We start from the raw sequence: 25821 nt of genomic DNA on the forward strand, positions 1-25821 counted from the left end.
AAATAAGCCCATGAATGCTTCGATCAGGAAAACGGAAAGGCTTTAATCGCCTATCAGCGCAGGAAGCAAAAGCGTATTATAAACGAAGCAACTACTAGCCGGAGGGCATAAAAATATTTAATCACAGAGGGAAATTGAGCGTATCAGCTAAACGACCATCTGGAGAGCGAGAAGTAGAGTTGCGAGAACTAAAAAAAGCCTAGGCGTCGTGACAACTGGATAATGAAATATTCAAAAAAGCGGGGGCGTATTTCGCGCGGGGGTTGCGGTGAAGTCCGCCTGGATTGAAATACATCGCTTCTGTACCCGGTTTTGCGTATGTGCCGGCTTGCACGTTTCTCGTAGCGACTTCACTCATGATGCACACGTGCCCCTAGCCCTCGAACTTTAGCCAATGAAACGCTTGATAAACAAGTGCAGCCCTCCATGCGAGGCCTGCGTGCTCGATCTGGCGAATCGGCGTATTGTAGGCAAGTCAATGAGTGACGCATGAAGGCCCTACTTGTGTGTGATACGTTGCGTAACAACAAAAACCGCCGACAGGTTCTTCTACAATCTCAGTACGCCAGTGAGAAATCTCGCCGCTTACTGGCTTCTCAGGGCTTCGTTCAATCCATGAGCTGGAAAGCAAACTGTTGGGATACTCAATGCGCCTATGTAAAGCTTTTTTAAATTCCTCAAGGCGAGCGCATGCTATAGCATGCGCTCGCCTTGATACTTGATATTGTGAACTGGTAGATTAAAGGATTTTATAACCGATAGCGACTACATGCCTCTCCGCAATACCAAGCCCCTGTCCAGTTGGATTCTAGTGCCGCCACTGTACTTAAAAACCTCAGGGTCTTTACCATTGAGTCGCTCCAAATTGGGGAGTTTTTGTAGTAAAGCAACGAGCTGCCCGTCGCTGAGCAGGCGATCACGAACAAAGTCTAATTTTTTTAAATTTTTGAGAGTGGGCCACGCATACACCGAACCAAACTTGAGACCGGGACAATGACCAAGGCTTAACTTTTCCAGATTGGGGAATTTTTGTAACCAAGCAACGAGCTGCTCGTCGGTGAGCTGCTGCTTATTATCCCAAAAGCCTAATTCTTTTACATTGATGAGAGTGGGCCACGCATCCAACCAATCAGACCCGAGACCGGGACACCCACTAATGTATAACTTTTCCAGTTTGGGGAATTTTTGTGGCAAAGCAACGAGCTGCTCGTTAGTGAGCTGACGACTACGAGCAAAGTTTAATTCTGTTACATTCTCGAGAGTGGGCCACGAATCAAACGTGAGACTAGTCTCACTAATGTTTAACTTTTCCAGTTTGGGGAATTTTTGTCGCAAAGCAACGAACTGCTCGTCGGTGAGCTGAGGATTAGAAGCAAGGCTTAACTCTGTTACATTTCCAAAAACGGGCCACGTATCTATCGAATCAAATGTGAGAGAGGAACAGCCAGCAATGTATAACTTTTCCAGTTTGGGAAATTTTTGTGACAAAGCAACGAACTGCTCGTCGGTGTGCTTATTACGAGAAAGGTCTAATTCTTTTAAATTTTGAAAAACGAGCCCCTCAAAAAAGGACAACTTATCTACCCAATCAAACTCGAAATCACGACAGCCACTAAGGCTTAATTTTTCCAGTTTGGGGTATTTTCGTAGCAAAGCAACGAACTGCTTGCCGGTGAGATTCAAATTATTGCCAGCGAAACCCAAATTATCATTAGAAAGGTCTAATTCTTTTAAATTTTCAAGCGAAATATCTATCAAATCAAGCCTGAGCTCGCGGCAGCCACTAAGTTTTAATTTTTCCAGTTTGGGGCATTTTTTTAGAAAAACAGTGAGTATCTCGGCGGTGAGCTCACCACTATTAGAAAAGTCTAATTCTTTTATATTTTCGAGAGTGGACAGCGCATCGTCCGAGTTAAAAGTGCGAGAGCTACAGCCACGAAAGGTTAACTTTTCCAGATTAGGGAATTTTTTTAGCAAAGAAGCGAATTCTTTACCCGTAAAATTTGAAGGCTCAACATGAAAGGAAAGATTTAAACTTTTTGCCCCTTCATTAGGCGCTATATTTTCCCAATTGAGCGTTGATTTAGACGTGTTCAAGAAAGCAAGATGACCACATTTGATTTCGATATCAAATTCTCTTCCTGGCCTAAATGCATCTGGCCTCATCAATGAATCTTGCGCCTCTGTTAAGACTTTGTCAGCCTCTACCTTGACTACGATGTTAATCCTTTCTCTCGCTGCTATTTCCCAACTTCTACAGACTTGATTTGCTTCTTTTATATCCTTCAAAGGAAGCCTGTTAAAAATGTTGAGTAATATTTCTGGTGGGCACTTTTTGGCCAGAGCTTCTCCACCACTTGTTGAATCAGATCCCGTTGCCTCCGAAGAGCGGGCTGCTAACGTATCATCTTGAGAGACAGGCTGGATTCTAGCTATCGCAGAGTTAGAGTAGTGCGCATGGTGCGCGTTGCTTATCGGGGTAGTCATGCAGTTTCCTAAAAGTAAGTCAGAGGCAGCTAATTATAGTGGAGTAGCGTACTCTTATACAAGACTATCACGCTTGGCTGTATCTTATTGTTGAAGGATGTTGAAGAAGAAAATCGTCGTTTAAAGAAGATGTATGCAGAAGAAAGATTGAAGTCAGAAATCATTCAGGAAGCCATGCAAAAAAAGTGGTAAGTATCCAGCTTGCCTGCGAGGTATTTGGAATTAGTCAGACGTGCTACTGTTATCAAGCAAAACGATCCTTAGAAAATTGGCTCTATCTCAATGACATTGAGCACACCAAGACCAAGGTTCGACACCCGAAGACCCATGGAATTTTCGAGCGATTTCATAAAACTATCCTGCAAGAGTTTTACCAGGTCGCATTCCGACGAAAACTCTATTCTTCAATCGAACAACTGAAAAATGATTTTGCCGGAAAGCTAACCATCGCAGAAAGAATGATACAAGGAGGCTTGGCGAGCCTATCCGCTATTTCGTTTTAGACCCTGATTTTTTGATAACGATTACATATTAGTATCTAAGGGAATGAGAGCTCGTCATTGGCTGGCGAGACATACCTTTTTTGAGCTTGAATGAATGGGACTTTTCTGGAGTTTCTGCAAGCCATATTTTTTCCGCAGCAGATAAAGGATTTATATCCATGCGAAGCCACATAGCGTCAATCTCTTCTTTTTCAGGTAGGACCCCATCTATATCTTCAGCTTGCGAAAATGGCCGAAACAGTTCAACACCCTTTCTAATCAAAATCATTATTTCACGAATGCTATTTTTATCCTTAACCAAACCTTTAAAAAACTCTTCGCTATAGGTACTTCCATCACCAAGCGGCACAAGTTTTTTTTGATTTTCTCTGTAAAATTCCGCGATTTCTACTAACGCATCTTGCCTCTCACTTTGTGGAAAATTTGTTTCTTTTTGTTCTAAAAGAGTTATACCTAGTTTTAGCGCAGTAGTAAAAGAGCGCATAAATCCACTTGCATCTGCATTTTTTTTAAGCTTTGCTACACTTTCTATATCTTGCTTTTGTAGCCACTCCTGAAATTTTTGTATATTGGATACACCATCTGCATCCGTAGTAAATAATTTATTAATCCCTACTAATGCGCATTCGATAGATCGCTGCTGGCGTAGCTGTTTTAGATCAGCATCGCCCCGGCTAATATCTATTGAAGATATTCCGATATGTGAAATAGGAGCTTGTTTCATATTCACTTTATTCTTACTACTCGTATGAAATTTTTGTTTATCTCTCCCTAAAATTTTACGCTGTGCCTGATCGAAAATCAGCCCTACTTTTTGTCTGTATGAAACTTTCGTTTGGCATCCTGCCGAATCTACCTGCCTAGCCACGCAGGCTGGCTGCTCATATAAAGGCCCTTTAACTGTAAACTTTGAGCCACAGCTATTCATATTATGGTCAAGAAGGTTTTGGTTTTGCACCGAACCTACTGGTTCTAATGAGCCCAGAAGTACCGTTGCAAAAGGCTTAGGCTCGATTGACTTAGGCAATCGTCTTTGTTTCACTCTTGCCGATGCGGAACTTATTAATATCCATTCATTTGATGGGGGAGCATAGGGTCTATTGCGTGCAAGATTTCCAAAACGTACTAATTGGGAGGCAGTTGGCGAGGGTCTGGTTAAAGATATAGGCGTCCGTTGAATTAACTCGCTCTCCTCCACTATAGTAGGACACTGACCTCTTTTACTTCTACATCCGCCTATCATCACAATCACCTTAAAAAAAGAAAAATCTAACCCTTTGAGTGCTTTTCCACAGCCCAGTTCGCGCATCTGCACAAATTTTCCTGAGAGAAAAACTACTCACTACCGCGCATATGTTTATACGCTATGAGGATTATTATAGATTTTTCTAATTAAAATTAGAAATTGATTATAATTATTTATTTAATAGGGAAATCGAATGAGAGGAGAGAGCTTCGCGCACTCAGCGATCCACTTGCTCACGCAATGCTTTGCCTGGTTTAAAGTGCGGTGCGTATTTCCCTTGCACTAAGACTTTCTCGCCTGACTTTGGATTGCGACCAACTCTTGGGTGACGACGATTAACAGAAAAACTACCAAAACCACGAATCTCGATGCGATAGCCTTGAGCCAGCGCTCTAGACATCGCATCGAGTAACGCGCTTACCGCCAAGCTCGTGTCTTTAAGCACAAGTAACGGAAAGCGCGCAGCGAGTTGCGCGACCAATTCAGATCTGGTCATGCCCGCTTATTGGTTCTGACTATCCAGCTTGGCTTTAAGCAATGCACCAAGATTGGTGGTCCCGCTTGCTGCTGCACTATCACGTTGGTTTAAATCAGGCGGTACGCCGGCATCTTTTGCTTTAATTGATAGATTAATGCTACGCGCTTTACGGTCAATATTAATGACCATCGCATCAACCGCATCGCCTTCTTTAAACACAGTGCGCGCGTCTTCAACTCGATCGCGGCCAATCTCAGAAGCACGCAAATATGCATCGACATCCGTTGCCAGCGCCACCACAGCGCCTTTAGCGTCCACTGATTTAACTGTGCCTTGCACGACTGAACCTTTGTCATGCACTGCAACATAGTTATTAAATGAATCGCCTTCAAGCTGCTTAATACCGAGTGAAATGCGTTCTTTTTCAACATCGATACCTAAGACCACGGCCTCAACCTCGTCGCCTTTCTTAAATTTGCGCACGGCTTCTTCGGCGGCTTCATTCCATGACAGGTCAGACAAGTGCACTAAACCGTCGATCGCGCCAGGCAAGCCAATAAATACACCAAAATCAGTGATGGATTTAATCGCGCCTGAGATTTTGTCGCCTTTTTTGTAGTTACGGCTAAAATCATCCCATGGATTAGGTTTGCATTGTTTCATGCCAAGGCTAATACGGCGACGGTCTTCGTCAATCTCAAGCACCATCACTTCAACCTCGTCACCCAATTGTACGGCTTTACCCGGAGCAACGTTTTTATTCGTCCAGTCCATCTCGGACACATGCACTAAACCTTCAATGCCGGATTCAACTTCAACAAATGCGCCATAGTCGGTAATATTAGTGACTTTACCAAACAAACGCGTGCTAGATGGATAACGGCGCGCAATGCCTTCCCATGGATCGCCACCGAGCTGCTTAACCCCTAGCGAAACACGGTTCTTTTCTTGATCAAATTTGAGAATCTTGGCTGTGATCGTTTGGCCTACAGTCAGCGCTTCACTTGGATGACGCACACGCCGCCAAGCAATATCAGTGATATGCAATAATCCATCAATGCCGCCCAAATCAACGAATGCGCCGTAGTCGGTAATATTTTTAACTACGCCTTCAATCACTGCGCCTTCTTGGAGCGTTTCTAGCAGTTTCGCGCGCTCTTCGCCTTGTGAGGCTTCAATCACAGCGCGACGCGATAGCACCACATTATTGCGCTTGCGATCTAATTTAATAACACGAAACTCAGTTGTCGTACCCTCATAAGGCGTGGTGTCTTTAACTGGACGCGTATCAATCAATGAACCTGGCAAAAAGGCACGAATGCCGTTTACCATAACCGTCAAACCACCTTTAACCTTACCGGTAATTGTGCCAGTGACCAGCGCGGCATCGTCCAGCGCTTTTTCAAGCGAGAGCCAAGAAGCAAGGCGCTTAGCTTTATCACGCGATAAAACTGTGTCGCCATAACCGTTTTCCAGTGCATCGATTGCGACTGAAACAAAATCGCCTACTTGAGCTTCAAGTTCGCCTTGATCATTTAAAAATTCATCAACTGGAATATAGGCTTCAGATTTGAGACCGGCATTAACGACCACAAAATTATGGTCAAAACGCACCACTTCGGCGGAAATCACTTCACCCGCGCGCATATCCTGGCGAGCGAGTGATTCTTCAAACAGCGCGGCGAAGGATTCGGTAAGAGGGGTAGAGGTTGGGGTTTGTAAATCGGACATAAAATTAAGAGGACTACGCACACTATATTGGTATAGTTACTTACGGCAAAACTGTGCGCGGGGTTAAAAGTTAATCACCAAGCTGCTCTTTTCAAGTTTTCAAAAAGCAACCAACCTAAGCATCACCGCGCCCTATGGCAATCTGCCTATGCACCCGCATGGGCGTGCTGCGACACAGGGATCGATAATGCAACGAACCACTCGAATATTTTACCAACCACTTGTTCCACACAAAGATTGGACGTATCGAGTATTTTCGCATCTTTAGCAGGCTTAAGCGGCGCACTCACGCGCTGTATATCACGCGCATCGCGCTTAGCCAAGTCTTGCGAAAGGGTTTCTATACTAGCAGGAAAACCTTTCTCTATCAATTGTTTATAGCGCCTTTGCGCGCGCGCCTCAACGCTTGCCGTCAGAAAAACCTTTAAATTTGCGTCTGGAAAAACCACCGTACCCATATCACGACCATCTGCCACGAGACCCGGCAATGTGCGAAAAGCCCGCTGCCGGGCAAGTAACGCGATTCTCACCGGTGCGTGCGTGGCAATTTCAGAAGCACGATTGCCAATTTCTTCCGCGCGGATTTCATTAGATACCTTAACGCCATCGAGCTTTACATATCCGTCTTTAAATACAATATGCAGTTCGCGCGCTAATAGCGTCAGAGCAGCCACATCCCGTACCGCTAACTGGCGCCGCAGACTCGCCAAAGCCAGCAACCGATACAGTGCGCCACTATCAAGATAATGAAAGCCTAAACGCTGCGCCACTTGCTGCGCTACAGTCCCCTTGCCGGACGCCGTTGGTCCATCAATCGAGATGACAGGTGCGTGCAGTTTTGTATGCTGTTTTGCATGTTCTCTAACTGTCGTCATCGCACAATTGCGGCAAAGCGCTCAAAATAGTCAGGAAATGTTTTGGCCACACAATTTGGATCATTAATTCTCAGCGGCACCCCAGCCAAACTCACGAGCGAAAAGCACATAGCCATGCGGTGATCATCGTACGTATCAATCACCGCCCCTGCGCTTAGCGTAGCCGGCGGCGTAATACGCAAAAAATCCGCCCCCACCTCAATTACCGCGCCCAGCTTCCGCAGTTCAGTCGCCATCGCGGCTAAACGATCCGTTTCTTTGACCCGCCAACTTGCAATATTACGCAATATGCTAGTCCCTTCAGCAAAAAGAGCCAGCACTGCGATTGTCATCGCAGCATCAGGGATTAAATTACAGTCCATATCAATGGCTTTAAGCCGGCGTTGGCTATTTGCAACACCACTGACTTCGATCCAGTCCGGCCCCATGGTTACATTTGCGCCCATCTGCGTCAACACATCAGCAAAGCCAATATCGCCTTGGATACTTGCGCGCCCTACCCCAATCACTCGCAACGGCCCTCCGCCCACGGCGCCAGCCGCCAAAAAATAAGAGGCCGATGAAGCATCCCCTTCAACCGTTATATGGCCCGGCGCTTGATAGGAGGAATTTGTGGCAAGAGTGAAATGATGCCAGCCCTCACGCTCTACTGGCACACCAAAGCGCGCCATCAGAGTCATCGTAAGATCAATATAGGGCTTTGAAATCAAGTCTCCGTCAATTTTGAGCATGGCGCGCCGCGTCGCCGCTGGCAGCAGCGGGAGCGCCATGAGCAGAGCGCTTAAGAATTGGCTTGACACATCGCCGCGCACGTAGAGTTGCTGCGGAGGTGCGCTTTGCTGCATACGCTCAATCAGCAATGGCGGAAAACCCGCCCGCCCAGAATAGGTAATCGATGCGCCTAGCTCTTGCAAACTATCCACTAAATCCCCAATCGGCCTTTCGTGCATACGCGGTACGCCTAAAATCTGATACGCACTCCCCTCTCCGGCTTGCAACGCGAGCGCGGCGCTTAACAACCGCACCGCAGTACCCGCATTACCCAGAAAAAGCTGAGCTTTTCTGACGGGAAACGTGCCGCCTACCCCGTCGATTAGATAATCTTGGCCTTGCCGTACGTAATGCACGCCAAGTTGAGTTAATGCATCTAACATCACGCGCGTATCATCCGCCTCTAGCAGATTAGCGATAACGGTTTTTCCAGAGGCCAGCGCCGCTAGCAAAAGCGCGCGGTTTGAGATGCTTTTGGAGCCTGGTAACTGCACCGTACCCCCGGCATAGGTATACGGCCCTAAATCAAGATGTTTCATTTTTAGATAATGACCAGTGTGTGCGTATTGTACGAGCTCGCTCAAACAGTGCTTCAATGGCTAAGCCATCACTTTCTTCAAGCGCCCTGCGCAAATGAGTTAGCACTGTCAGATAGCCGTCTAATTCCGCCAACAAGGCGCTCCGATTAGCCAGACAAATATCGCGCCACATTTCCGAGTTTGAGGCGGCCAGCCGAGTAAAGTCCTGAAACCCGCTCCCCGCAAGAGCCAATTTAAGCTTTAAGTTGCCCATTGTAAGCAACTGCTCAATCAATGCAAAGGCCAGCAAATGCGGCAAATGACTCACCGCAGCCAGGACCTGGTCGTGCTGCGCTGGCGTCATAATATGAATCTTAGCCCCCACCGAGCGCCACATTGCTGCGATACGTTCACAGGCTAACTCCGTATTTTCTGGCTGCGGGCACAGCACTACATTACGCTTCGCATATAACGTATCTAGCGCTGCCTCAACACCGCTTAACTCACGTCCAGCAATTGGATGACCTGGCACAAACTGACTGATTTTATCGCCCAAAGCAGTCGCCGCGGCAGCCAGCACATCCAGTTTTGTACTGCCCACATCCGTGATTAGCGCGTGCGCCTCAAGGTGCGGTGCAATGCATTCAAGCACCCCCCCCGTTTGCGCCACAGGCACAGCCAAGACAATTAAATCTGCGCCAGACAAGGCTTGGCTTAATGCCATACGATCAGACAACGCGACAGCTTGATCAATCACCCCTAGCTGCAGCGCGCGCGTCATAGAATCTAGCGTGCGGCCAACCCCAACAATGGTTCCTCTCGCTTCAGTAGGCGCCCGCCGTAGTGCGCGCGCCAAAGAGCCCCCCATCAAGCCAACGCCAACAATCACTAATTTCTTAAACGAGAAATCACTAGCGGGTAAAACCTCTGAAGGAGAAGCAGAAAAAGGCACGTCTGAGTACATATCAATACGCCCGCGGGTAAGAGCCCAAGATTTTAATAAACGCCGCGCTCTGTTCTAATTCTGCAAACGCGGCAGCTAATGGAGCATCGGCATAATGCCCGGCTAGGTCGATATAAAAATAATATTCCCAAGCACCGCTTTTAGCGGGCCGCGATTCAAAACGCGTCATTGATACGCCATGGCGCGCCAAAGGCTCGAGCATCCGAAATACTGCGCCCGCTACGTTTTTTACCGCTAAGATCAGCGCAGTTTGATCGTGCCCAGTAGGCACGCACGCTTGCCCACCAATCACCACAAAGCGCGTGCGGTTATGTGGATCATCTTGAATCATTGCCTGCGCTATGGCTAAATTGTAACGCGTCGCAGCGCGCTCACCAGCAATCGCCGCTACGCTTGCATCCGCAGCCGCCAACTGAGCCGCCACGGCATTGCTCGCCACCGCTTGCCGCTCAAGCTGTGGCGCATGCAGCGTCAGCCAATGTTGACATTGCGCCAGCGCTTGCGCATGAGCGCACACACGCGAGACGCCAGCCAATGTACCCGTGCGAGTTAATAGATTATGTTGGATCGGCAGCACCACTTCACCCGTTAGCCTAAGCGAGGAGTCTAAAAGTAAATCCAGCGTGCGTGAGACTGCGCCCTCGGTCGAATTTTCAATCGGGACAATACCCATCATGGCAGCCCCCGCTTCAACCGCTCGAAAGACTTCATCGATCGATGGACAAGGCAACGTTTCTACCGCAGACCCACTGTATTTATATAGAGCCTCTTCGCTATAGGTACCAACCGGCCCAAGAAAGGCAGCCGTGAATGGTTTTTCAAGAGAGCGACTAGCCGCCATGATTTCTCGCCAAATCGCGGCAATCTGCTCCGTTTGCAAAGGCCCCTGGTTAAGCGCGTGTAAGCGCGTAAACACCAATAGTTCACGCTCAGGGCGAAATATCGGCGTTTTGAAATGCTTTTTGATCGCGCCGATTTCAAGCGCCAGCTCTGCTCGTTGGTTTAATAACCCAAGCAACTGCTCATCGATCAAATCAATACGGTCGCGTAAAGGCTGCAGTATCGGCTGTTCATCATCCATGCTATCTCAAAATAAAGCGGCAATAAAAAAGTAGATCATCGGCTCCAGCTTGAGCTCTGTGAGCAGCGCCTTGCTAGGCATGGCGGCGCTCAAACTCTTGCATATAATCAACTAGCGCAGATACTGCCGCAAGCGGTACTGCATTATAAATTGAGGCGCGCATGCCGCCAACTGACGTGTGGCCTTTTAATTGCAGCAAGCCGCGCGCACGCGCACCAGCTAAAAAGTCATCGTTACGCGTTTCATCAGCAAGATAAAATGGCACATTCATGCGTGATCTAGCGGCTGGCTCGACCCGGTTAATATAAAAATCACTGGCATCAATGGTCTGATAAAGTCGTTGCGCTTTTTCAATATTGCACGCTTCGATCGCAGCTAGCCCGCCTTGCCGCTTAAGCCATTTGAAAACTAGACCCGCGATATAAATCGCATAAGTAGGCGGCGTGTTATACATTGAGTCGTGTGCGGCAACAGTGTTCCATGTAAAAGCCGAAGGACAAATCGCCAGCGCCCGATCTAACAGATCTTCGCGCACAATGACTAAAGTCACTCCAGCGATACCAATATTTTTCTGCGCCCCCCCGTAAATTACGCCAAATTGGGTTACATCCAACGGGCGCGATAATAAGTGGGATGAAGCATCAGCAACTAATGGCACCTCGCCTAAATGCGGGATGTCAAAAAACTCAACCCCATTCACAGTCTCATTTGTGCAGATATGGAGATAGGCCGGATCAGCCGACACCTGCCAGTCTGTAAACGCGGGAATCCCAATCAGCTCCCTATCTTGGTGAGAATGAGGTGCTTTTTTTTGATTCGTAGCAGCAATGTGCACGTCACAATAACGGCGCGCCTCCAGTTGTGATTTAAGCGACCAAGCTCCCGTTACTACATAGTCCGCCACTTTACGCGCGCCAAGCAAATTTAATGGCACTAACGCATTTTCGGCAAGTGCCCCACCCTGTAAAAAAAGCAGCCGGTAATTTGCCGGTAGATCGAGTAATTCAGCTAAATCCGCCAATGCAGCTTGATGAATCGATTCAAATTCACGGCTACGGTGGCTCATTTCCATGACACTCATACCCGTGCCTTGCCAATCCAGCATCTCATCGGCAGCTTGTTGCAACACGTCAACGGGTAGTGCTGCCGGACCGGCGGAGAAATTAAAGGCGCGCATCTGTATGACTTGTATTCAAGGGTGTTTAGGTCATCTTTTCGTTGCTATCATGCACCGAACTACACAACACAGCATCATTTGTATCAGGCAAAACCACATCATTTCTGACCTATGCTTGCGCCATCGAGAAGACGTGCAGGAAAGAACGCGCTTATCTGACCTAGATTTAAATGCATTATGGCCGTTTTGCATCGATATGCAAAACGGCCATTCTTTTTAAAAACGCATCACTCGGATTACTTCGTAGTCTTGTTTGCCGGTTTTTGCGGAGTACGCGATTTAGCGACCAACTCAATTTCTTTATCAGCTTGTTCACGCGTCGCTTGGACCGACGGTGGCATGTATTTCTGCATTAAACTGTTAAGCACATAACTACCCACTTGGTCTTGTACTTGTAGAAATTTGCTGCCCGTTTTACTTTTGTAGAATTTGGTTAAATCTTTAACTTCATCTGTAGTGTAATACTTAGCATAAGCATCGCGTTGTGCTTGCAGCGCATCTTGGTGAAATTGCGCGGTTGTAAACGGCTGGCCGGCTTGCTCCGCAAGCTTAGCTAACGCGTTTTGCCGTAATTGTGGAACGGCTGCACGTTTTTGTGCATCAGTGAGTTTTTTATTCTCTGACAATGCATCGGACAAAATCGCCGGCACTAACTGCTTCATTTGCATCTGGGCGCTGTTGCCAATTGCAGTAGCATGCTTATCCGCATCAATTGCCGCCAGCAAATCTTTAATTGCTGCCTGCTGAGCCGGATCAAGCGGCGCTGCTGCGGGAACCATAGCTGAAGGCGCTTCACCCTGCATAGACAGCGGCTGAGCCATAGAAAAAGCCGGCGCCAACAAAAACCAAGGGGCTAACAACATCCACTGTTTAAATTGTATCTGCATGTATTACTCCGTAGAAGTTAACTGTGTGTCAAGGCCAGAATCTGCCTCAAGGTTGGTCTCGGTATCCGCATCTTCCTCTGCTTCGGTTTCAGCGACCTGTTGCAGCCCCGATAATGTGGTCCCTTTGTCCAGGCTAATAAGTGTAACACCTTGGGTTGCCCGGCCCATTTCTCGTATGCCTGAAACACGCGTACGGATCAATACCCCCGCCGTTGTAATCAGCATAATTTCATGTTCTGGTTCAACTAATACGGCGGCGACCACTTTGCCATTACGCTCCGTTGTTTGAATCGCAATCATCCCTTTAGTGCCACGTCCATGACGCGTATATTCAGCAATTGGGGTACGCTTTCCGAAGCCATTTTCAGTAGCCGTTAATACAGACTGACGCTCATTATCAGCTACCAGCAAGGCAATGACCTGCTGCCCCTCTTCTAGCCGCATGCCGCGCACACCACGGGTACCGCGCCCCATCGGCCGCACATCGTTTTCACTAAAACGCACTGCCTTGCCACTATCTGAAAAAAGCATGACATCATGCTCACCATCCGTAATCGCCGCGCCAATCAAATAATCGCCTTCATCCAAATTGACCGCGATAATTCCTTTTTTGAGCGGCCGACTAAAGGCTTCAAGCGGGGTTTTTTTAACCGTGCCAAGCGAGGTAGCCATGAAGATATAACGTTCCGCAGAGAACTCTCTCACCGGGAGCACCACGGTAATCCGTTCACCTTCAATCAATGGGAACATATTAACGATAGGCCGCCCTCGCGCGTTGCGCGAACCCTGTGGCACCTCATAAACCTTAACCCAATATACTCGGCCATGATTAGAAAAACACAGAATATAATCGTGCGTATTCGCAATAAATAGGGTTTCAATCCAATCGTCTTCTTTCATCGAAGTCGCTTGCTTACCTCGTCCACCCCGTTTTTGCGCACCATATTCGGATAATGGCTGCGCCTTCACATAGCCGCTATGCGACAGCGTCACAACCATGTCTTGCGGCGTAATTAAATCTTCCGTATTGAGCTCAGTTGCATTGAATTCAATCTGTGAACGACGCGCATCGCCAAATTCTTTTTTAATTGCCGCTAGCTCATCACTAATAATGGTGCGAATCCGCTCCGGTTTTGCCAAAATATCCAGCAGATCAGAGATTTGCGTCATCATCTCACGATACTCTGCCAAAATCTTATCTTGCTCAAGCCCAGTCAGTCGCTGCAAGCGCATTTGCAGAATTTCCTGCGCCTGCACATCGGATAATTTGTAGAGCCCATCAGATTGCATCCCAAAGCTCGGATTTAAGCTTTCTGGCCGATACGCGGCGCCACCGCCAGGCGTATCGCTCGCGGCGCGCAATAGCATATCGCGCACCAGTGGCGAATCCCACGCACGCACCATTAATTCTTGCCGCGCGCTCGGTGGCGAAGGAGCCGCTTTGATAATCGCAATAAATTCATCAATATTTGCCAACGCAACTGCAAGCCCTTCCAACACATGCCCACGCTCACGTGCACGGCGCAATTCAAATACCGTACGGCGGGTGATCACCTCTCGCCGATGCGCTAAAAAACACACCAGCATTTCTTTCAGATTCAGGAGCTTTGGCTGACCATCGACCAAGGCCACCATATTCATGCCAAAGGTGTCTTGCAACTGGGTATTTTTGTACAGGTTGTTCAGCACCACTTCTGGCACTTCACCCCGTTTGAGCTCAATCACAGCTCGCATGCCGCTCTTGTCTGATTCATCCCGAATATCGGAAATGCCCTCAAGCCGCTTTTCATGCACTAACTCAGCAATGCGCTCAAGCAACATCCGTTTATTGACCTGATACGGTAGCTCGTCAATGATGATCGCGCTACGTTGGCCACGATCGATTTCCTCAAAATGCGTTTTAGCTCGCATCACCACACGGCCGCGGCCGGTACGATAGCCATCACGTACCCCAGCAATACCGTAAATAATGCCAGCCGTTGGAAAATCAGGCGCTGGGATAATCTCGATTAGGTCGTCGATCGAAGACTCAGGACGGTCCAGCAGCAAATGGCAAGCATCCACCACTTCATTCAAATTATGAGGCGGGATATTCGTTGCCATCCCAACCGCAATCCCTGACGAGCCATTAACCAGTAGATTCGGCATCCGCGCGGGCAGCACCACCGGCTCATTTTCGCTGCCATCATAATTCGGCTCGAAATCGACGGTTTCTTTATCCAGGTCTGCCAACAATTCATGGCCGATCTTAGCCATCCGAATTTCGGTATAACGCATCGCGGCGGGGTTATCCCCATCAACCGAACCAAAATTACCTTGACCGTCAATCAGCATGTAACGTAACGAAAAGTCTTGCGCCATGCGCACAATCGTGCCGTAGACTGCTGCGTCGCCATGCGGGTGATATTTACCGATGACATCCCCGACAATTCTGGCGGATTTTTTATACGCACGATTCCAGTCATTATTCAGCTCGTGCATTGAATACAACACACGCCGATGCACTGGCTTAAGGCCATCATACACACTAGGCAGCGCGCGTCCTACAATCACGCTCATCGCGTAATCGAGGTAAGAACGACGCATTTCCTCTTCGAGTGAGATGGGTAAAGTCTCTTTGGCGAATTGATCCATGTATCAGGCTAGTTGGTTCTACGGCAAGAAGCCGCGCTAACGGCTACTGCCTTAAAGAATAAGGGGCTGTATCAAGAGCCAAGTTACAGATGAAAAACGCGTAATTTTAGCATGCGCAGCTCTTTGTCCAAGCCCAGTTACCCTCACCCACCTGTTGCGTGCCTGCCACAATTGCATAATCACCGTCCGCTTTAGAAGGAATCTTCACCGACTGAAGAGTGCAATATGGCAGAATAGTTATGCGCAAACAGACATTGCAGTGCAATTTATTGAGTATTTTTCACTTGCTTTCAATGCCATCCTGCGAGCATCATTTTTCAAATCATCAGACGCGCAGCAAACCTGCGATAATCTCAAATTCGAGAGGAGAAATATGAACAAACTATCCAAGCTCGCTTTCATCGCAGCTATTGCAGCTTTCGCTGCATCCGCCTCGGCACAATCGGTGTCGCTCTCGCAACAAACAAGCACCGACAATTGGGCCAATGGCAGCCAAGAATATGTGTGGACTAATGGCTCCAATGAGCTGTGCTGGCGCAGTACATCTTGGACGCCAACCACCGCTAATCCAAAATGCGATGGTGCGCTGGTCGTTCAAGCGACTGAGACCCCCCCTGTCGTGCCGAAAATTACTAGCCAAAAAGTAACGTATCAGGCGGATGCACTGTTTGATTTTGACAAATCAGAGCTCAAAGCAAACGGCAAAGTCGAATTGGATACACTCGTGCAAAAGGTCCGAGGCCTTAACCTTGAAGTCATTGTTGCAACTGGCCATACTGATAAACTCGGTAAGGAACATTACAATGACCAGCTTTCAATGAAACGGGCTCAAGCCGTTAAAAACTATTTGGCAAGTCAAGGCGTTGATGCCAATCGGATTTACACGGAAGCTAAAGGCAAACGCAATCCTGTAGTGACCGATTGCCACCAAAAGAAGCGGAAGGATTTGATCGCCTGTTTGGCTCCAAACCGCCGCGTTGAAATTGAAGTGGTAGGCACCGTAACCGAGCAAGCTAATCAGCCTGCTTATTAAACTAAGCTGTATATGTGATGCGAAGGCCCTGCTGCTGCAGGGCTTTTTTTTACGGTCCAAATTAAATTGATGATCAACGCTGACCCACACGAACTCAGAAAATTTAGCGCTTTGGCCCATCGCTGGTGGGATCCTAGTGCCGAATTCAAACCTCTGCACCAACTCAACCCATTACGGCTTGAATGGATCAATTCTTATGCGCAGCTGAATGGCAAGCGCATCTTAGATGTAGGATGTGGCGGAGGTATTTTGGCTGAATCAATGGCTCAGCTTAACGCTCAGGTCAAAGGCATTGACCTAGCTTCTGATACATTAAACGCCGCTGAGTTACACCGCCTTGAAAGTGGCGTCACACTAGACTACGAAGAAATTTCAGCCGAAGCACTCGCCCTCCGTGAGCCTGGCGCTTATGATGTGGTGACTTGCATGGAAATGCTAGAGCATGTACCAGACCCTGGTGCCATTGTTACTGCTTGCGCTAAACTGGTTAAACCGGGCGGTTGGGTATTCTTTTCAACCCTTAACCGCAATTTAAGAGCTTATCTATTTGCCATTATTGCAGCAGAATATATCGCGCGGATGCTACCACGCGGCACACACGACTATGCGCGCTTTATCCGTCCGGCTGAATTGAGTGCCTATGTGCGCGCAGCAGGTTTGCGTTTACACGCATTTAAAGGGGTCAGCTATGCGCCTATCAGCCAGCGCTTTACACTCTCTAATGACACCCGCATTAATTATATGTTGGCTTGTATGCGCGAAGCCTGAAAACTCAGCCCAATAAGCTTAGATTAAAGCCGCTTCCGGGCGACCCAATTGAGCTTGCATTCAACTAATTTAATCCGGCTGTTTCTATGTCCAGTCAAACCAATACCTCATTTATTTCACCCAGTGCTGAACGGGCGATTCTTTTCGATCTGGATGGCACGCTGGCTGATACTGCCCCTAACCTTGCAGCGGCAGCCAATAAAATGCGTCAAGCACGCGGTATGACGATGCTACCGCTTGAGCAATTACGTCCGTTTGCTTCTGCCGGTGCGCGCGGACTACTCAAAGGCGCATTCGGAGGGGATGCAACACACGCTGACCTTCCAACTATGGTTGAAGAATTTTTAGCTAACTATGCAGCTGACCTTGACAGTGCAACAGAGCTGTTTCCAGGCATTGCCGCATTGCTTGCCAAACTCTCCGACCATCATGTGCGCTGGGGTATTGTAACGAACAAAATCACTCGCTTAACGCAACCGTTAGTCGAACGGCTCGGCCTAGCCAACCATGCAAGCTGTGTCGTTAGTGGAGACACGACAGCTCATGCCAAGCCACACCCCGCACCGCTTTTATACGCGGCTCAGCAACTTCAGCTTACACCCGCTCAGATTGCCTATGTCGGTGATGATTTACGCGATATACAGGCTGGCCAGGCAGCCGGGATGAAAACCATTGCCGCAGCTTATGGCTATGGCGGGCAATGGTTACCTGAAAAATGGCAAGCCGATTATATGGTTGACTCTCCTGCGGCGTTGCAGAATTTATTATTTAAGAATAGAACTTCGGCCCGATGAGATAAATTTCGCAATTTACTTTCTCAACAAGTAAGTTCGGCATTAGATTTTTGCTTCTATCATTTAGGAAAGCAAAAAATGTTGAAATATTTGGCAAGTATGTATGCAACAATATTTACTCAGACAAATGGCAGTCAAGCCACTAATGAGCAACCATGGAAAATGACGAGTATTTCGACGGTATCTCAAAATCCGTCAGCCTCTGACTCTAACCTCTCAAAACACAGCAATTATCCAGTAAGACAATGCTTATCCTCAGCGCCAGTAGATCATCAACAGGCCCTATTGCCTCCTCAAACATCTCACAATTCTCAGAGCTCTGCGGCAGGAAATGCACTCTCTTTAGTCAAAGAGCCAGTGACCTTACTTGAAGCAAACACACCTGAACAACTTATTTCCAATGTATGTGATATTTTCCTCCAATTAAAACAAAAAAATAATGATTTAGCCAAGATGGAACTACAAAGTATGGAGCATACTTCATACGATAAAGAAAACCTTCAAAATACTCGAAATCAAGTAAAAAAAATACGTGATGATTTATCATCTCTGATAGAAAAATTACCTTTTGAAATCGAAAGTATTTATATAAATAAGCTTCATGAAATCGGCATTAATGCCTATGATAGCGAGGGAAAAGGAATCAGTTTATTCAAGGATTCGACACAAGAATCTGATAGAAAAAAAATAAACACTGAAATAGCAAAAATAAACAAAGATTCAATTTCTGATATTGCAGAATTATATAGTGCCTTACGTATAAACCACTTAAATTTAAGAAAAGAATACACAGAATTTAATAAACATAATCTCACAAGCAAAGATCGGTTTATTAATTTAGAGGAAATGATTTCTGATATGCATACTTTAATGGAGAAAGGCCTAGCAAGAAAATTGAGGATTTTTGATATAGCAAAGATTTCATGCAGAAACCCTCTTGCGCCGGAGAGCACTCAAGTAAATTCTAATACCAAGACTCTAAGCAAACCTAATAGAGACGATTCAAAAGTCGATTATTTTAGCAGCTCTCCTAAAGTCTGGTAATGTGATTAACTGACTTTAAATCACGCTAGTGGCTAGATTAAGCGATCTTGTCAAAGAGTACACAAAATAGAATCTTACATATAGCAGGATTCTATTTTGTTAAACTAAACAATCACTACGCCTAAAACTTCAATCTAAGCCGCGCCCACACCATCCGCCCCGGCTCGTGAATCGGGACCGAGTTATCTGCAGGGTAGCCAAATTCTGCATTCCCTGCTCGATTTAAATGCTCAGCATAATTTTTGTTCAATACGTTATCAATCCCCACTGCCAAGTGCGCGATTTTATTGATTCGATAACCCGCATTCAGTGACAATAGACCAAAGCCGGCACTTGGACCCAAATCCTTGCCTACCACATTGCCTTGAGCTAATGCATATCGATGCTGCGCGGCAACCAACCGCCAGATTGCCCCAGCCGATAAACGGCTATCATCATAACGTAGCCCAAAACGCGTATCTAACGGTGGCATCTGAGGCAAAGGCTTACCTTCATGGGTATTTTCACCCCAGGCATAGGCCAGGCTATTCTCCACGCTCCAATGACTCGCTAACTGCCAACTCGCCCCCAACTCGCCTCCCATAATGTGGCCATTGATCTGCGTCGCCTGAGTTTTTTTATTCAGCGCTTTAAATAAAATAAAATTATTCACGTACCCCAAATAGGCCGATGTCCATATTTGCAACCGATCAGTCGCATAGCGCGCACCCAAGTCAAGCTGTGTGGTTTTTTCAGGCTGGATACCAGCAAACGCATTCAGCGAACCCGTGGGGCCAAAGTCAGGCGAAAAAAGCTCCCAATAATCAGGAAAACGCGCGGCGTGACCAACGCCTATATACAACATCGCAGGAAGACGATTTAAATCACGTTCATAACGCACAAAGGCGCTAGGCAAGACGGCATGACGCTGCTGATTTGAAGTGAGATGAGGAGGTGAGCGATGATCTTTGGTCTGAATCCAGTCTAAGCGAGCCCCACTCATGACACGCGTTTGCTCGGTCATATACCAGGTTAATTCGTTAAAAAAGCCTATCTGAGAGAAACTGACTTGTTTCTTCCATGGCTGGCTTTTGTAAGCGCCAAACCCTTTACTAAAACGCCCTTGGCGCTGATGAGTCTGCGCATCCAAACCACTCACCAGTTTGACGTCATTGCCCCACGGCAAAGTAGCCGCCAGACGCGCCCCTACAACCTGGCGCTCTAATTCAGACGCACTTGGCCCCTGCGACGGAATCGGGCGCAATGTATAGTTATCCATTACGTGATTTGCGTGATTGTAATAAATCTGCGCTTCCAGCGTATCGAATAAACCCCTTAAATGTTTTTTCTCAAAACGCAAACCGAAACTATTGCGCTTAAAGCGCGCGCCATCCTTCCCTCGCCCAGCGTACCGGGCTGCGCCATCGCCTGTACCAGCGCTCAATTCTAAGCGTGTATGAGCCGCAGGCGTCCACCCTAGCGCTACATCCGTGTTCCATTTATCCCAGCCAGATGGCACGGTCTGGCCAGCCCCATCTACATAATCACCGGCATGTGCCCGGTTCGCCATCAGCCGTAGATACCCTTCTGCAGCGCCTACGGTTAAATCGGCTCTTTGCTCGTTACGATCCCATGCTCCCCCCAACACACTTCCGTCAAAGCGGATGCCTGCCGTGTCAAATCTTTGCGGGCGATGTTCAAAACGAATCGTACCGGCAGAAGCCCCTGGGCCTCCAGTTACGGTTTGAGGCCCTTTAATGACCGTCAGCTCATCATAGTTTTCAGGCGAAATATAAGAAGTTGGCGCATCCATTCTGCCGCCACATGCCCCCAATAATGTGCCGCCATCGGTCAGAATACTTAAACGCGAGCCAAACATACCGCGCAATACAGGGTCCCCATTTGCCCCTCCATTTCGGATCACCGAAAACCCAGGAATTTTTTTCAAATAGTCCGCACCATCACTTACTGGCGCTGGGTTAAATTCTTTAGGATGCGTTACGACCTTCAGCGGCGTAGCTTGCCGCGTTGCTGTCACGACCACAGGCCGATGTGTTAAGCCATGGCGTACTTCTTCTTCGGATTGGGCGCTGACCTGAACGGGCAAAGTCGTAGCGCAAGCCATAATCAACCCAGATGTATATCGATGAGCACGCTTCATACAAATCTAAAAAATCAAAAACGCGAAGCATAGCACCTCGCTACAACCTTAACCAGCAAGCCTCAAGGCAACGCCTGAAAAGCCACTCTAAAGCAACCACTTCGCATCTTCAGCGTTTGCTTCGCATAACGCTTAAAAGCCTTTAGCCATCTAACTATCTTGCTTTCAAAGAACTCCATATTTAAAGCCATATATAGGGAGCTAGGGTTATGAAAATGCATGGCTTATTCAGACTTTGTATCGCAGCAAGTGCGCTTTTAGTGAGTTCATTCGCTTGTGCCGGGTACGACATCATTGCCTCTAGACCTTCGGTTAGCGCAACCGATCAGACGGCGCATACACAGTACCCTATCGTGTTAGTTCACGGCATAGCCGGTGCCGCGATTCGGTTTGGCGTATCAGAATCTTGGTATCAAATTCCAGTTTACCTCGCCCGTCATGGCGCACAAGTTTATGTCGCGGATGTTGCCGCTTTTAATAGTGAGTTAGTGCGCGGTGAACAATTACGCGCGCAAGTACAGCGCGTATTGGATGTAACTGGCGCGCCAAAGGTCAATTTAATTGGACATAGCCAGGGCGGCTTTGATGCCCGTTATGTAGCGACGATTATGCCCGCGCAAGTTGCCTCCATCACCACCATCGGCTCGCCGCATAAAGGAACCGAGCTGCTAGAATATGCCGAAACGGATATGGGTCGCTTTTTAGTTAAACTGGCCGCACCCATCGCCAATTTTGTTGGAACTCTGATGAGCTGGTTTAATGATGCAAATTATGAGCAAGACGTCGAAAAACCGCTCAAACTCATGACACCAGCAGGCGCTGCCGCTTTTACGCGAGATTTTCCAACTGCCGGACTCAGTTCGCAAAGGTGTGGGTATGGTCAAGAGCAAGATGTGCGCGATGGCTACGTGCAAAAACTTTACTCTTGGACGGGCAATTATTACTACCGGCCGTTTGACTTTAGCAACCTAAAAATGCCTAGTTTTATCGATCTCGTCCTATCCGTATCGGGTACGATGATCAAGTTAAAAGAAGGAGGGGAGAATGACGGTGCAGTGCCAGTATGCAGCGCCTTATTTGGTAAAGTACTGGGGACATATAAATGGGATCACTTAAACGAAACGAATGGCGTCGCCGGTCGTTTACAAATAGGTTCGCCTGATCCACGAGCCGTCATTTATGCGCACTTGATACGGCTCGTTAATAATAATCTCTAAGTTCTTCAAAACATAACCATGATCAAGCATTCAATATGGCTGGGAATACTCGTGGCCGTGCTTGGAACCGCGGGGGGATATTTTGGCTGGCGCATAACGGCATCTTCCGCGCCAGCTGCAGCACAGCTTACCGCATCCGCAACCCAAACCTTTGTGCCAATGCCGTGGCTTGCCGGTGATGCTGGGTCTTCCATCAGCGTTAACCTGCCCCCCTCATTACAAGGGACAACCATACCTCCGCTCTTGAAAGAGGATGCGAGTCAACATTTACAAAAAACCAGCGATGTGCGCGATTTTTTTGATTTCCTGCTGATTGCGCAAAATGAACTCCCCGCTGAACAACTCAATGCTTTTGCGCTTCAGCAGATTACCGCCCAACTCACCTCGGCTAGCGCGATCCAAGAGGCGCTAGATTTATGGCAACGCTATCAAACTTATCGCACCGCGCTCGGACAGCAGGCCAGCCAGTCATCAGCCTCCGGCACAGTAGATGAAATGCTGGCAACGCTTAATCAGGAACAGGCTTTACAGCAACAATACCTCAGCGATGTAGCCGAAGTTTGGTTTGCACAAGAAAATAAAGAAAACCAAACCATGCTAGAACGCTTTAAAATTGGGGTTGATACAACCCTAAGTGAAGCGGAAAAGAAGCACCGTTTGTCAGCACTAGGCCCGCCACAAGAAAACCAACCTGTGGAGCTTAGCCCGGAAGCCACCGAGCGCATCCAACAAACACGCCAGGCAGAAGAAGCCTGGCAAACGCAATACGCAGATTACGCCAACCAACGGACACAGATTGAAATCACCGCAGGTTTATCCAACGACGAAAAAGCATTGCAAATCCAACAATTGCGCCGTCGTTTTTTTAGTAGCGAGGCAGAAGCAGCGCGCGCGCTGGCTTTTGACCGTATCCACAAGAATCGAAATTGATAGAATCTAGCCCCACTTCAGATTTAGCCAAGCGGCGCGTGCGCAGTTTTGTGACGCGCGCTGGACGCATTTCCAATGCACAGCAGCACGCACTCGACACGCTGGCGCCACGCTTTGTATTGCCTTGTTCAGCCACCGCCGCTGCGTTTGACTGGCAAGCGACTTTTAAGCGCAACGCACCCTGTATATTAGAGATTGGCTTTGGCATGGGTGCCGCAACAGCCGACATTGCAGCCCATTTGCCTGATAGCAATTTTTTAGGGATTGAGGTCCATCAGCCCGGCGTGGGCGCATTATTAAAACTCATCGGTGAACACAAGCTTGAGAATATTCGCATCATCCAACACGATGCGGTTGAAGTCATTGAACGGATGATCCCCCCTGCGAGCTTAGATGGCATTCATATTTTTTTCCCAGATCCATGGCATAAAAAACGACACCATAAACGTCGCTTGATCCAGGCTCCTTTCGTCAGCCTACTCGCCTCTCGCCTTAAAGCCGGCGCTTACTTGCATTGCGCCACAGATTGGCAAAACTATGCTGAGCAAATGCTCGCTGTACTCAACGCTCAACCTTTACTCGAAAATACCGCAAGCGACTACGCACCGCGCCCCGCTTATCGCCCGGTCACTAAGTTTGAAGAACGTGGGTTGCGGCTCGGACATGGAGTGTGGGATTTGGTATTCCAGCGCCGCGCAGACTAAATTCGATCAGGGGGCGTATGCCCCCCAGCTGAGACTAAAGGGTTATGCCGTCCACTTGATCACGCCAGTATAGGCGGTGATTAGAATCAATAAACCAAAACCAATCCGATACCAGGCAAAAACTTTAAAATCATGCGTAGTGATATAGCGCAATAACCAGCGCACACAAATGAATGCACTCGCAAACGCGGCGACCAAACCCAGAATAAAAACGCCAATATCAATTGCCTCAAGCAATGTGCGCATTTTATATAATTCATAGACGGTCGCGCCAAACAAGAGAGGCATCGCTAAGAAAAAAGAGAATTCTGTCGCAATGCGTCGCTCAAGCCCAAATAACATACCGCCAATAATCGTTGAACCTGAACGAGATGTACCAGGAATTAAAGCCAAACATTGCGCTAGCCCCACTTTGAGCGCATCTGTTACAGTTAGCTCATCTAACGTGCGCACGCGTGGCATCTTATTCCCATGAGATTGTCGCCACTCCGCCCACAGAATGACGATCCCCCCAATCACCAACGCTAACGCAACGGACACTGGCGTAAACAAGAGCGCTTTAATCTGCTTATCAAAAATCAGCCCGAAGACCACGGCGGGTATGCACGCAACAACAATGTTTAAGATAAAACGACGCGCATTTGGGCGGCTCACGATACCACTTGCAAGCTCTCCAATCTTACGGCGAAATTCCCAGCAGACGGCGAGAATCGCGCCAAACTGAATCACCACATCAAATGCCTTGGCTTGCGCGCCAGTAAAATTAAGCAAACTCCCCACCACAATCAGGTGACCCGTACTTGAAACCGGTAGAAATTCAGTCAATCCTTCGACTATGCCAAGTAACAGAGCCTTAAATGCAAGTATCCAATCGATGTTCAAATCACGTTCCTTTTTGCTAGAGTAAATGAGTATCCGTTATGTTGCTATCTAATCCAATCATACCTTGCTAAGCACGATTTAAGCCGCCACAAAACTAACTCGAGGCGCAGACGAATTATCCTGTCCCAACATCCTAAAACTAACAGCTCGATACACTGAAGTGCAGTCTAGCGAAGATTGAGCTAAATTTCGTAGCAGTGAAAACCGAGGGCACCCAAGAGACCGCCTTATGAGCTCTCCAGCTTTTAACGCTCGACAAGCTGTATCCGCATCCCGTCCGATACAACAGTGATTGTACTGGGTTCATAATTTACGTGAGCAAATAACAATTGATCAGGCTTAAAAGCATAAATTGGATAGTTATCCAATAACTGGGACGCCAGCAACGCAGCAGCAGTGTTGACTTGTCGCCTGTATTCATCTTCCATGCCATCCAGTTGCAAGTGCTCAATTTGTGGATGTTTAAGCACCACCGAGCGACTCACTCGATCATAGGCAAGCTCGCTGCTAAGCGTGAACTGGCCCGTTACCGGTTGTGCCATAAAAGGGCTGCTAATATGCGCGTTTAACGCAATCGCGAGCCGATTCGTTTTGGGTTGTAAAGTAATTTGAGGCTGAGTTAATTTGAGCTTAAAAAGCTGTAGAAGTTGCTGCTCATAGGGAAATTTTTTCTCGACCGCTGCCTGGATTTTCTGCACCGGGAAAGTATACCGCCCAGAAACAAATAGGAAGATCGATTTTGAGCAAGCAAGCAGCAATACCACAAACACAAACAAGCCAACACCTCCCCCTAAGATCAGGCGGCGACGCTTAGTCATAGCGAAAGGAAGACTCATCGTTTCATCAGTTTGATACAATACCCGTTATCATAAACTTAGTGGCTGCTTGCACGCCACTTACGCTGAGCTTTTGGCAGCTCTTTCTATCGTGTTTACCTAATTTTTATCATACTTCGGC

At 47.7% G+C, this 25821-nt stretch carries 21 protein-coding genes and 1 pseudogene; 8 read left to right on the plus strand and 14 right to left on the minus strand.

Translation table 11 applies throughout. From position 1 onward, the window contains the following. Nucleotides 1-765 precede the first annotated feature (765 nt). Nucleotides 766-2487: an F-box-like domain-containing protein gene (locus tag MPB2EB_RS06055; RefSeq protein ID WP_185181454.1), complete on the minus strand. Its 1722-nt coding sequence runs from the start codon at nt 2485-2487 to the stop codon at nt 766-768. Nucleotides 2488-2577: 90 nt separating this feature from the next. Here MPB2EB_RS06055 and MPB2EB_RS06060 point away from each other — a divergent pair. Further along, nucleotides 2578-2762: pseudogene (locus tag MPB2EB_RS06060) on the plus strand (IS3 family transposase); the annotation flags it as partial. A gap of 256 nt (nt 2763-3018) precedes the next feature. On the opposite strand, the gene MPB2EB_RS06070 reads toward MPB2EB_RS06060, so the two are convergent. The 10 genes from MPB2EB_RS06070 to gyrA all read right to left on the minus strand — a co-directional run bounded on the left by MPB2EB_RS06070 (nt 3019) and on the right by gyrA (nt 15352). Beyond that, nucleotides 3019-4299 carry a hypothetical protein gene (locus tag MPB2EB_RS06070; protein WP_232534423.1) on the minus strand — a complete coding sequence of 427 codons (1281 nt, stop codon included), beginning with the start codon at nt 4297-4299 and terminating at the stop codon, nt 3019-3021. Between the two features lie 154 nt (nt 4300-4453). After that, nucleotides 4454-4732: an integration host factor subunit beta gene (locus MPB2EB_RS06075; protein WP_185181456.1), complete on the minus strand. Its 279-nt coding sequence runs from the start codon at nt 4730-4732 to the stop codon at nt 4454-4456. A 6-nt stretch (nt 4733-4738) separates the two neighbouring features. After that, nucleotides 4739-6445, minus strand: coding sequence for a 30S ribosomal protein S1 (rpsA, locus tag MPB2EB_RS06080; protein WP_185181457.1), 1707 nt, complete (start codon nt 6443-6445; stop codon nt 4739-4741). A gap of 146 nt (nt 6446-6591) precedes the next feature. Then, nucleotides 6592-7320: a (d)CMP kinase gene (gene cmk, locus MPB2EB_RS06085; RefSeq protein WP_185181458.1), complete on the minus strand. Its 729-nt coding sequence runs from the start codon at nt 7318-7320 to the stop codon at nt 6592-6594. After that, a complete protein-coding gene (aroA, locus tag MPB2EB_RS06090; RefSeq protein ID WP_185181459.1) occupies nt 7317-8630 on the minus strand; it encodes a 3-phosphoshikimate 1-carboxyvinyltransferase in 1314 nt (437 codons plus the stop codon). The genes cmk and aroA overlap by 4 nt, the downstream gene beginning before the upstream one ends. Continuing rightward, on the minus strand, nt 8617-9573 hold the full coding sequence (locus MPB2EB_RS06095; RefSeq protein WP_185181460.1) for a prephenate dehydrogenase/arogenate dehydrogenase family protein: 957 nt from the start codon (nt 9571-9573) through the stop codon (nt 8617-8619). The genes aroA and MPB2EB_RS06095 overlap by 14 nt, the downstream gene beginning before the upstream one ends. 1 nt (nt 9574) lies before the next feature. Then, complete coding sequence (pheA, locus tag MPB2EB_RS06100) at nt 9575-10654, minus strand: prephenate dehydratase (protein WP_185181461.1); 1080 nt, start codon at nt 10652-10654, stop codon at nt 9575-9577. A gap of 73 nt (nt 10655-10727) precedes the next feature. Next, nucleotides 10728-11831, minus strand: coding sequence for a 3-phosphoserine/phosphohydroxythreonine transaminase (gene serC, locus MPB2EB_RS06105; protein ID WP_185181462.1), 1104 nt, complete (start codon nt 11829-11831; stop codon nt 10728-10730). A gap of 236 nt (nt 11832-12067) precedes the next feature. Beyond that, nucleotides 12068-12718, minus strand: a complete 651-nt coding sequence (locus MPB2EB_RS06110) for a DUF2059 domain-containing protein (protein WP_185181463.1) — start codon at nt 12716-12718, stop codon at nt 12068-12070. Nucleotides 12719-12721: 3 nt separating this feature from the next. After that, a complete protein-coding gene (gyrA, locus tag MPB2EB_RS06115; RefSeq protein WP_185181464.1) occupies nt 12722-15352 on the minus strand; it encodes a DNA gyrase subunit A in 2631 nt (876 codons plus the stop codon). Between the two features lie 373 nt (nt 15353-15725). Here gyrA and ompA point away from each other — a divergent pair, with 373 nt between their 5' ends. From ompA to MPB2EB_RS06135, 4 genes are all read left to right on the plus strand, one after another. Next, entirely contained in the window at nt 15726-16385 is a 660-nt protein-coding gene (gene ompA / locus MPB2EB_RS06120) for an outer membrane protein OmpA (protein ID WP_185181465.1), read from the plus strand. Between the two features lie 69 nt (nt 16386-16454). Beyond that, complete coding sequence (gene ubiG, locus MPB2EB_RS06125; protein WP_185181466.1) at nt 16455-17153, plus strand: bifunctional 2-polyprenyl-6-hydroxyphenol methylase/3-demethylubiquinol 3-O-methyltransferase UbiG; 699 nt, start codon at nt 16455-16457, stop codon at nt 17151-17153. An 86-nt stretch (nt 17154-17239) separates the two neighbouring features. Beyond that, nucleotides 17240-17947: a phosphoglycolate phosphatase gene (gene gph, locus MPB2EB_RS06130; protein ID WP_185181467.1), complete on the plus strand. Its 708-nt coding sequence runs from the start codon at nt 17240-17242 to the stop codon at nt 17945-17947. 78 nt (nt 17948-18025) lie between these two features. Continuing rightward, nucleotides 18026-18991 carry a hypothetical protein gene (locus MPB2EB_RS06135; RefSeq protein ID WP_185181468.1) on the plus strand — a complete coding sequence of 322 codons (966 nt, stop codon included), beginning with the start codon at nt 18026-18028 and terminating at the stop codon, nt 18989-18991. A 121-nt stretch (nt 18992-19112) separates the two neighbouring features. Here MPB2EB_RS06135 and MPB2EB_RS06140 read toward each other — a convergent pair whose 3' ends face one another. Beyond that, nucleotides 19113-21131 (minus strand): TonB-dependent copper receptor, encoded by a 2019-nt coding sequence (locus MPB2EB_RS06140; RefSeq protein WP_185181469.1) that lies wholly within the window; start codon nt 21129-21131, stop codon nt 19113-19115. Between the two features lie 209 nt (nt 21132-21340). On the opposite strand from MPB2EB_RS06140, the gene MPB2EB_RS06145 reads away from it, so the two are divergent. Genes MPB2EB_RS06145 through trmB form a run of 3 tightly spaced genes read left to right on the plus strand, consistent with a single transcriptional unit; the run spans nt 21341 to nt 23982 of the window. Beyond that, complete coding sequence (locus MPB2EB_RS06145; protein WP_232534424.1) at nt 21341-22348, plus strand: triacylglycerol lipase; 1008 nt, start codon at nt 21341-21343, stop codon at nt 22346-22348. An 18-nt stretch (nt 22349-22366) separates the two neighbouring features. Continuing rightward, a complete protein-coding gene (locus tag MPB2EB_RS06150) occupies nt 22367-23278 on the plus strand; it encodes a lipase secretion chaperone (RefSeq protein ID WP_185181471.1) in 912 nt (303 codons plus the stop codon). Then, nucleotides 23275-23982: a tRNA (guanosine(46)-N7)-methyltransferase TrmB gene (trmB, locus tag MPB2EB_RS06155; RefSeq protein WP_185181472.1), complete on the plus strand. Its 708-nt coding sequence runs from the start codon at nt 23275-23277 to the stop codon at nt 23980-23982. Before MPB2EB_RS06150 ends, trmB begins: the two co-directional genes overlap by 4 nt. A gap of 42 nt (nt 23983-24024) precedes the next feature. Here trmB and MPB2EB_RS06160 read toward each other — a convergent pair whose 3' ends face one another. Continuing rightward, a complete protein-coding gene (locus MPB2EB_RS06160; RefSeq protein WP_185182681.1) occupies nt 24025-24858 on the minus strand; it encodes an undecaprenyl-diphosphate phosphatase in 834 nt (277 codons plus the stop codon). 251 nt (nt 24859-25109) lie between these two features. Further along, nucleotides 25110-25700 (minus strand): DUF1439 domain-containing protein, encoded by a 591-nt coding sequence (locus MPB2EB_RS06165; protein WP_185181473.1) that lies wholly within the window; start codon nt 25698-25700, stop codon nt 25110-25112. Between the last annotated feature and the right edge of the window lie 121 nt (nt 25701-25821).

It is taken from the genome of Mycoavidus sp. B2-EB (assembly GCF_014218255.1).
Classification (GTDB): domain Bacteria; phylum Pseudomonadota; class Gammaproteobacteria; order Burkholderiales; family Burkholderiaceae; genus Mycoavidus.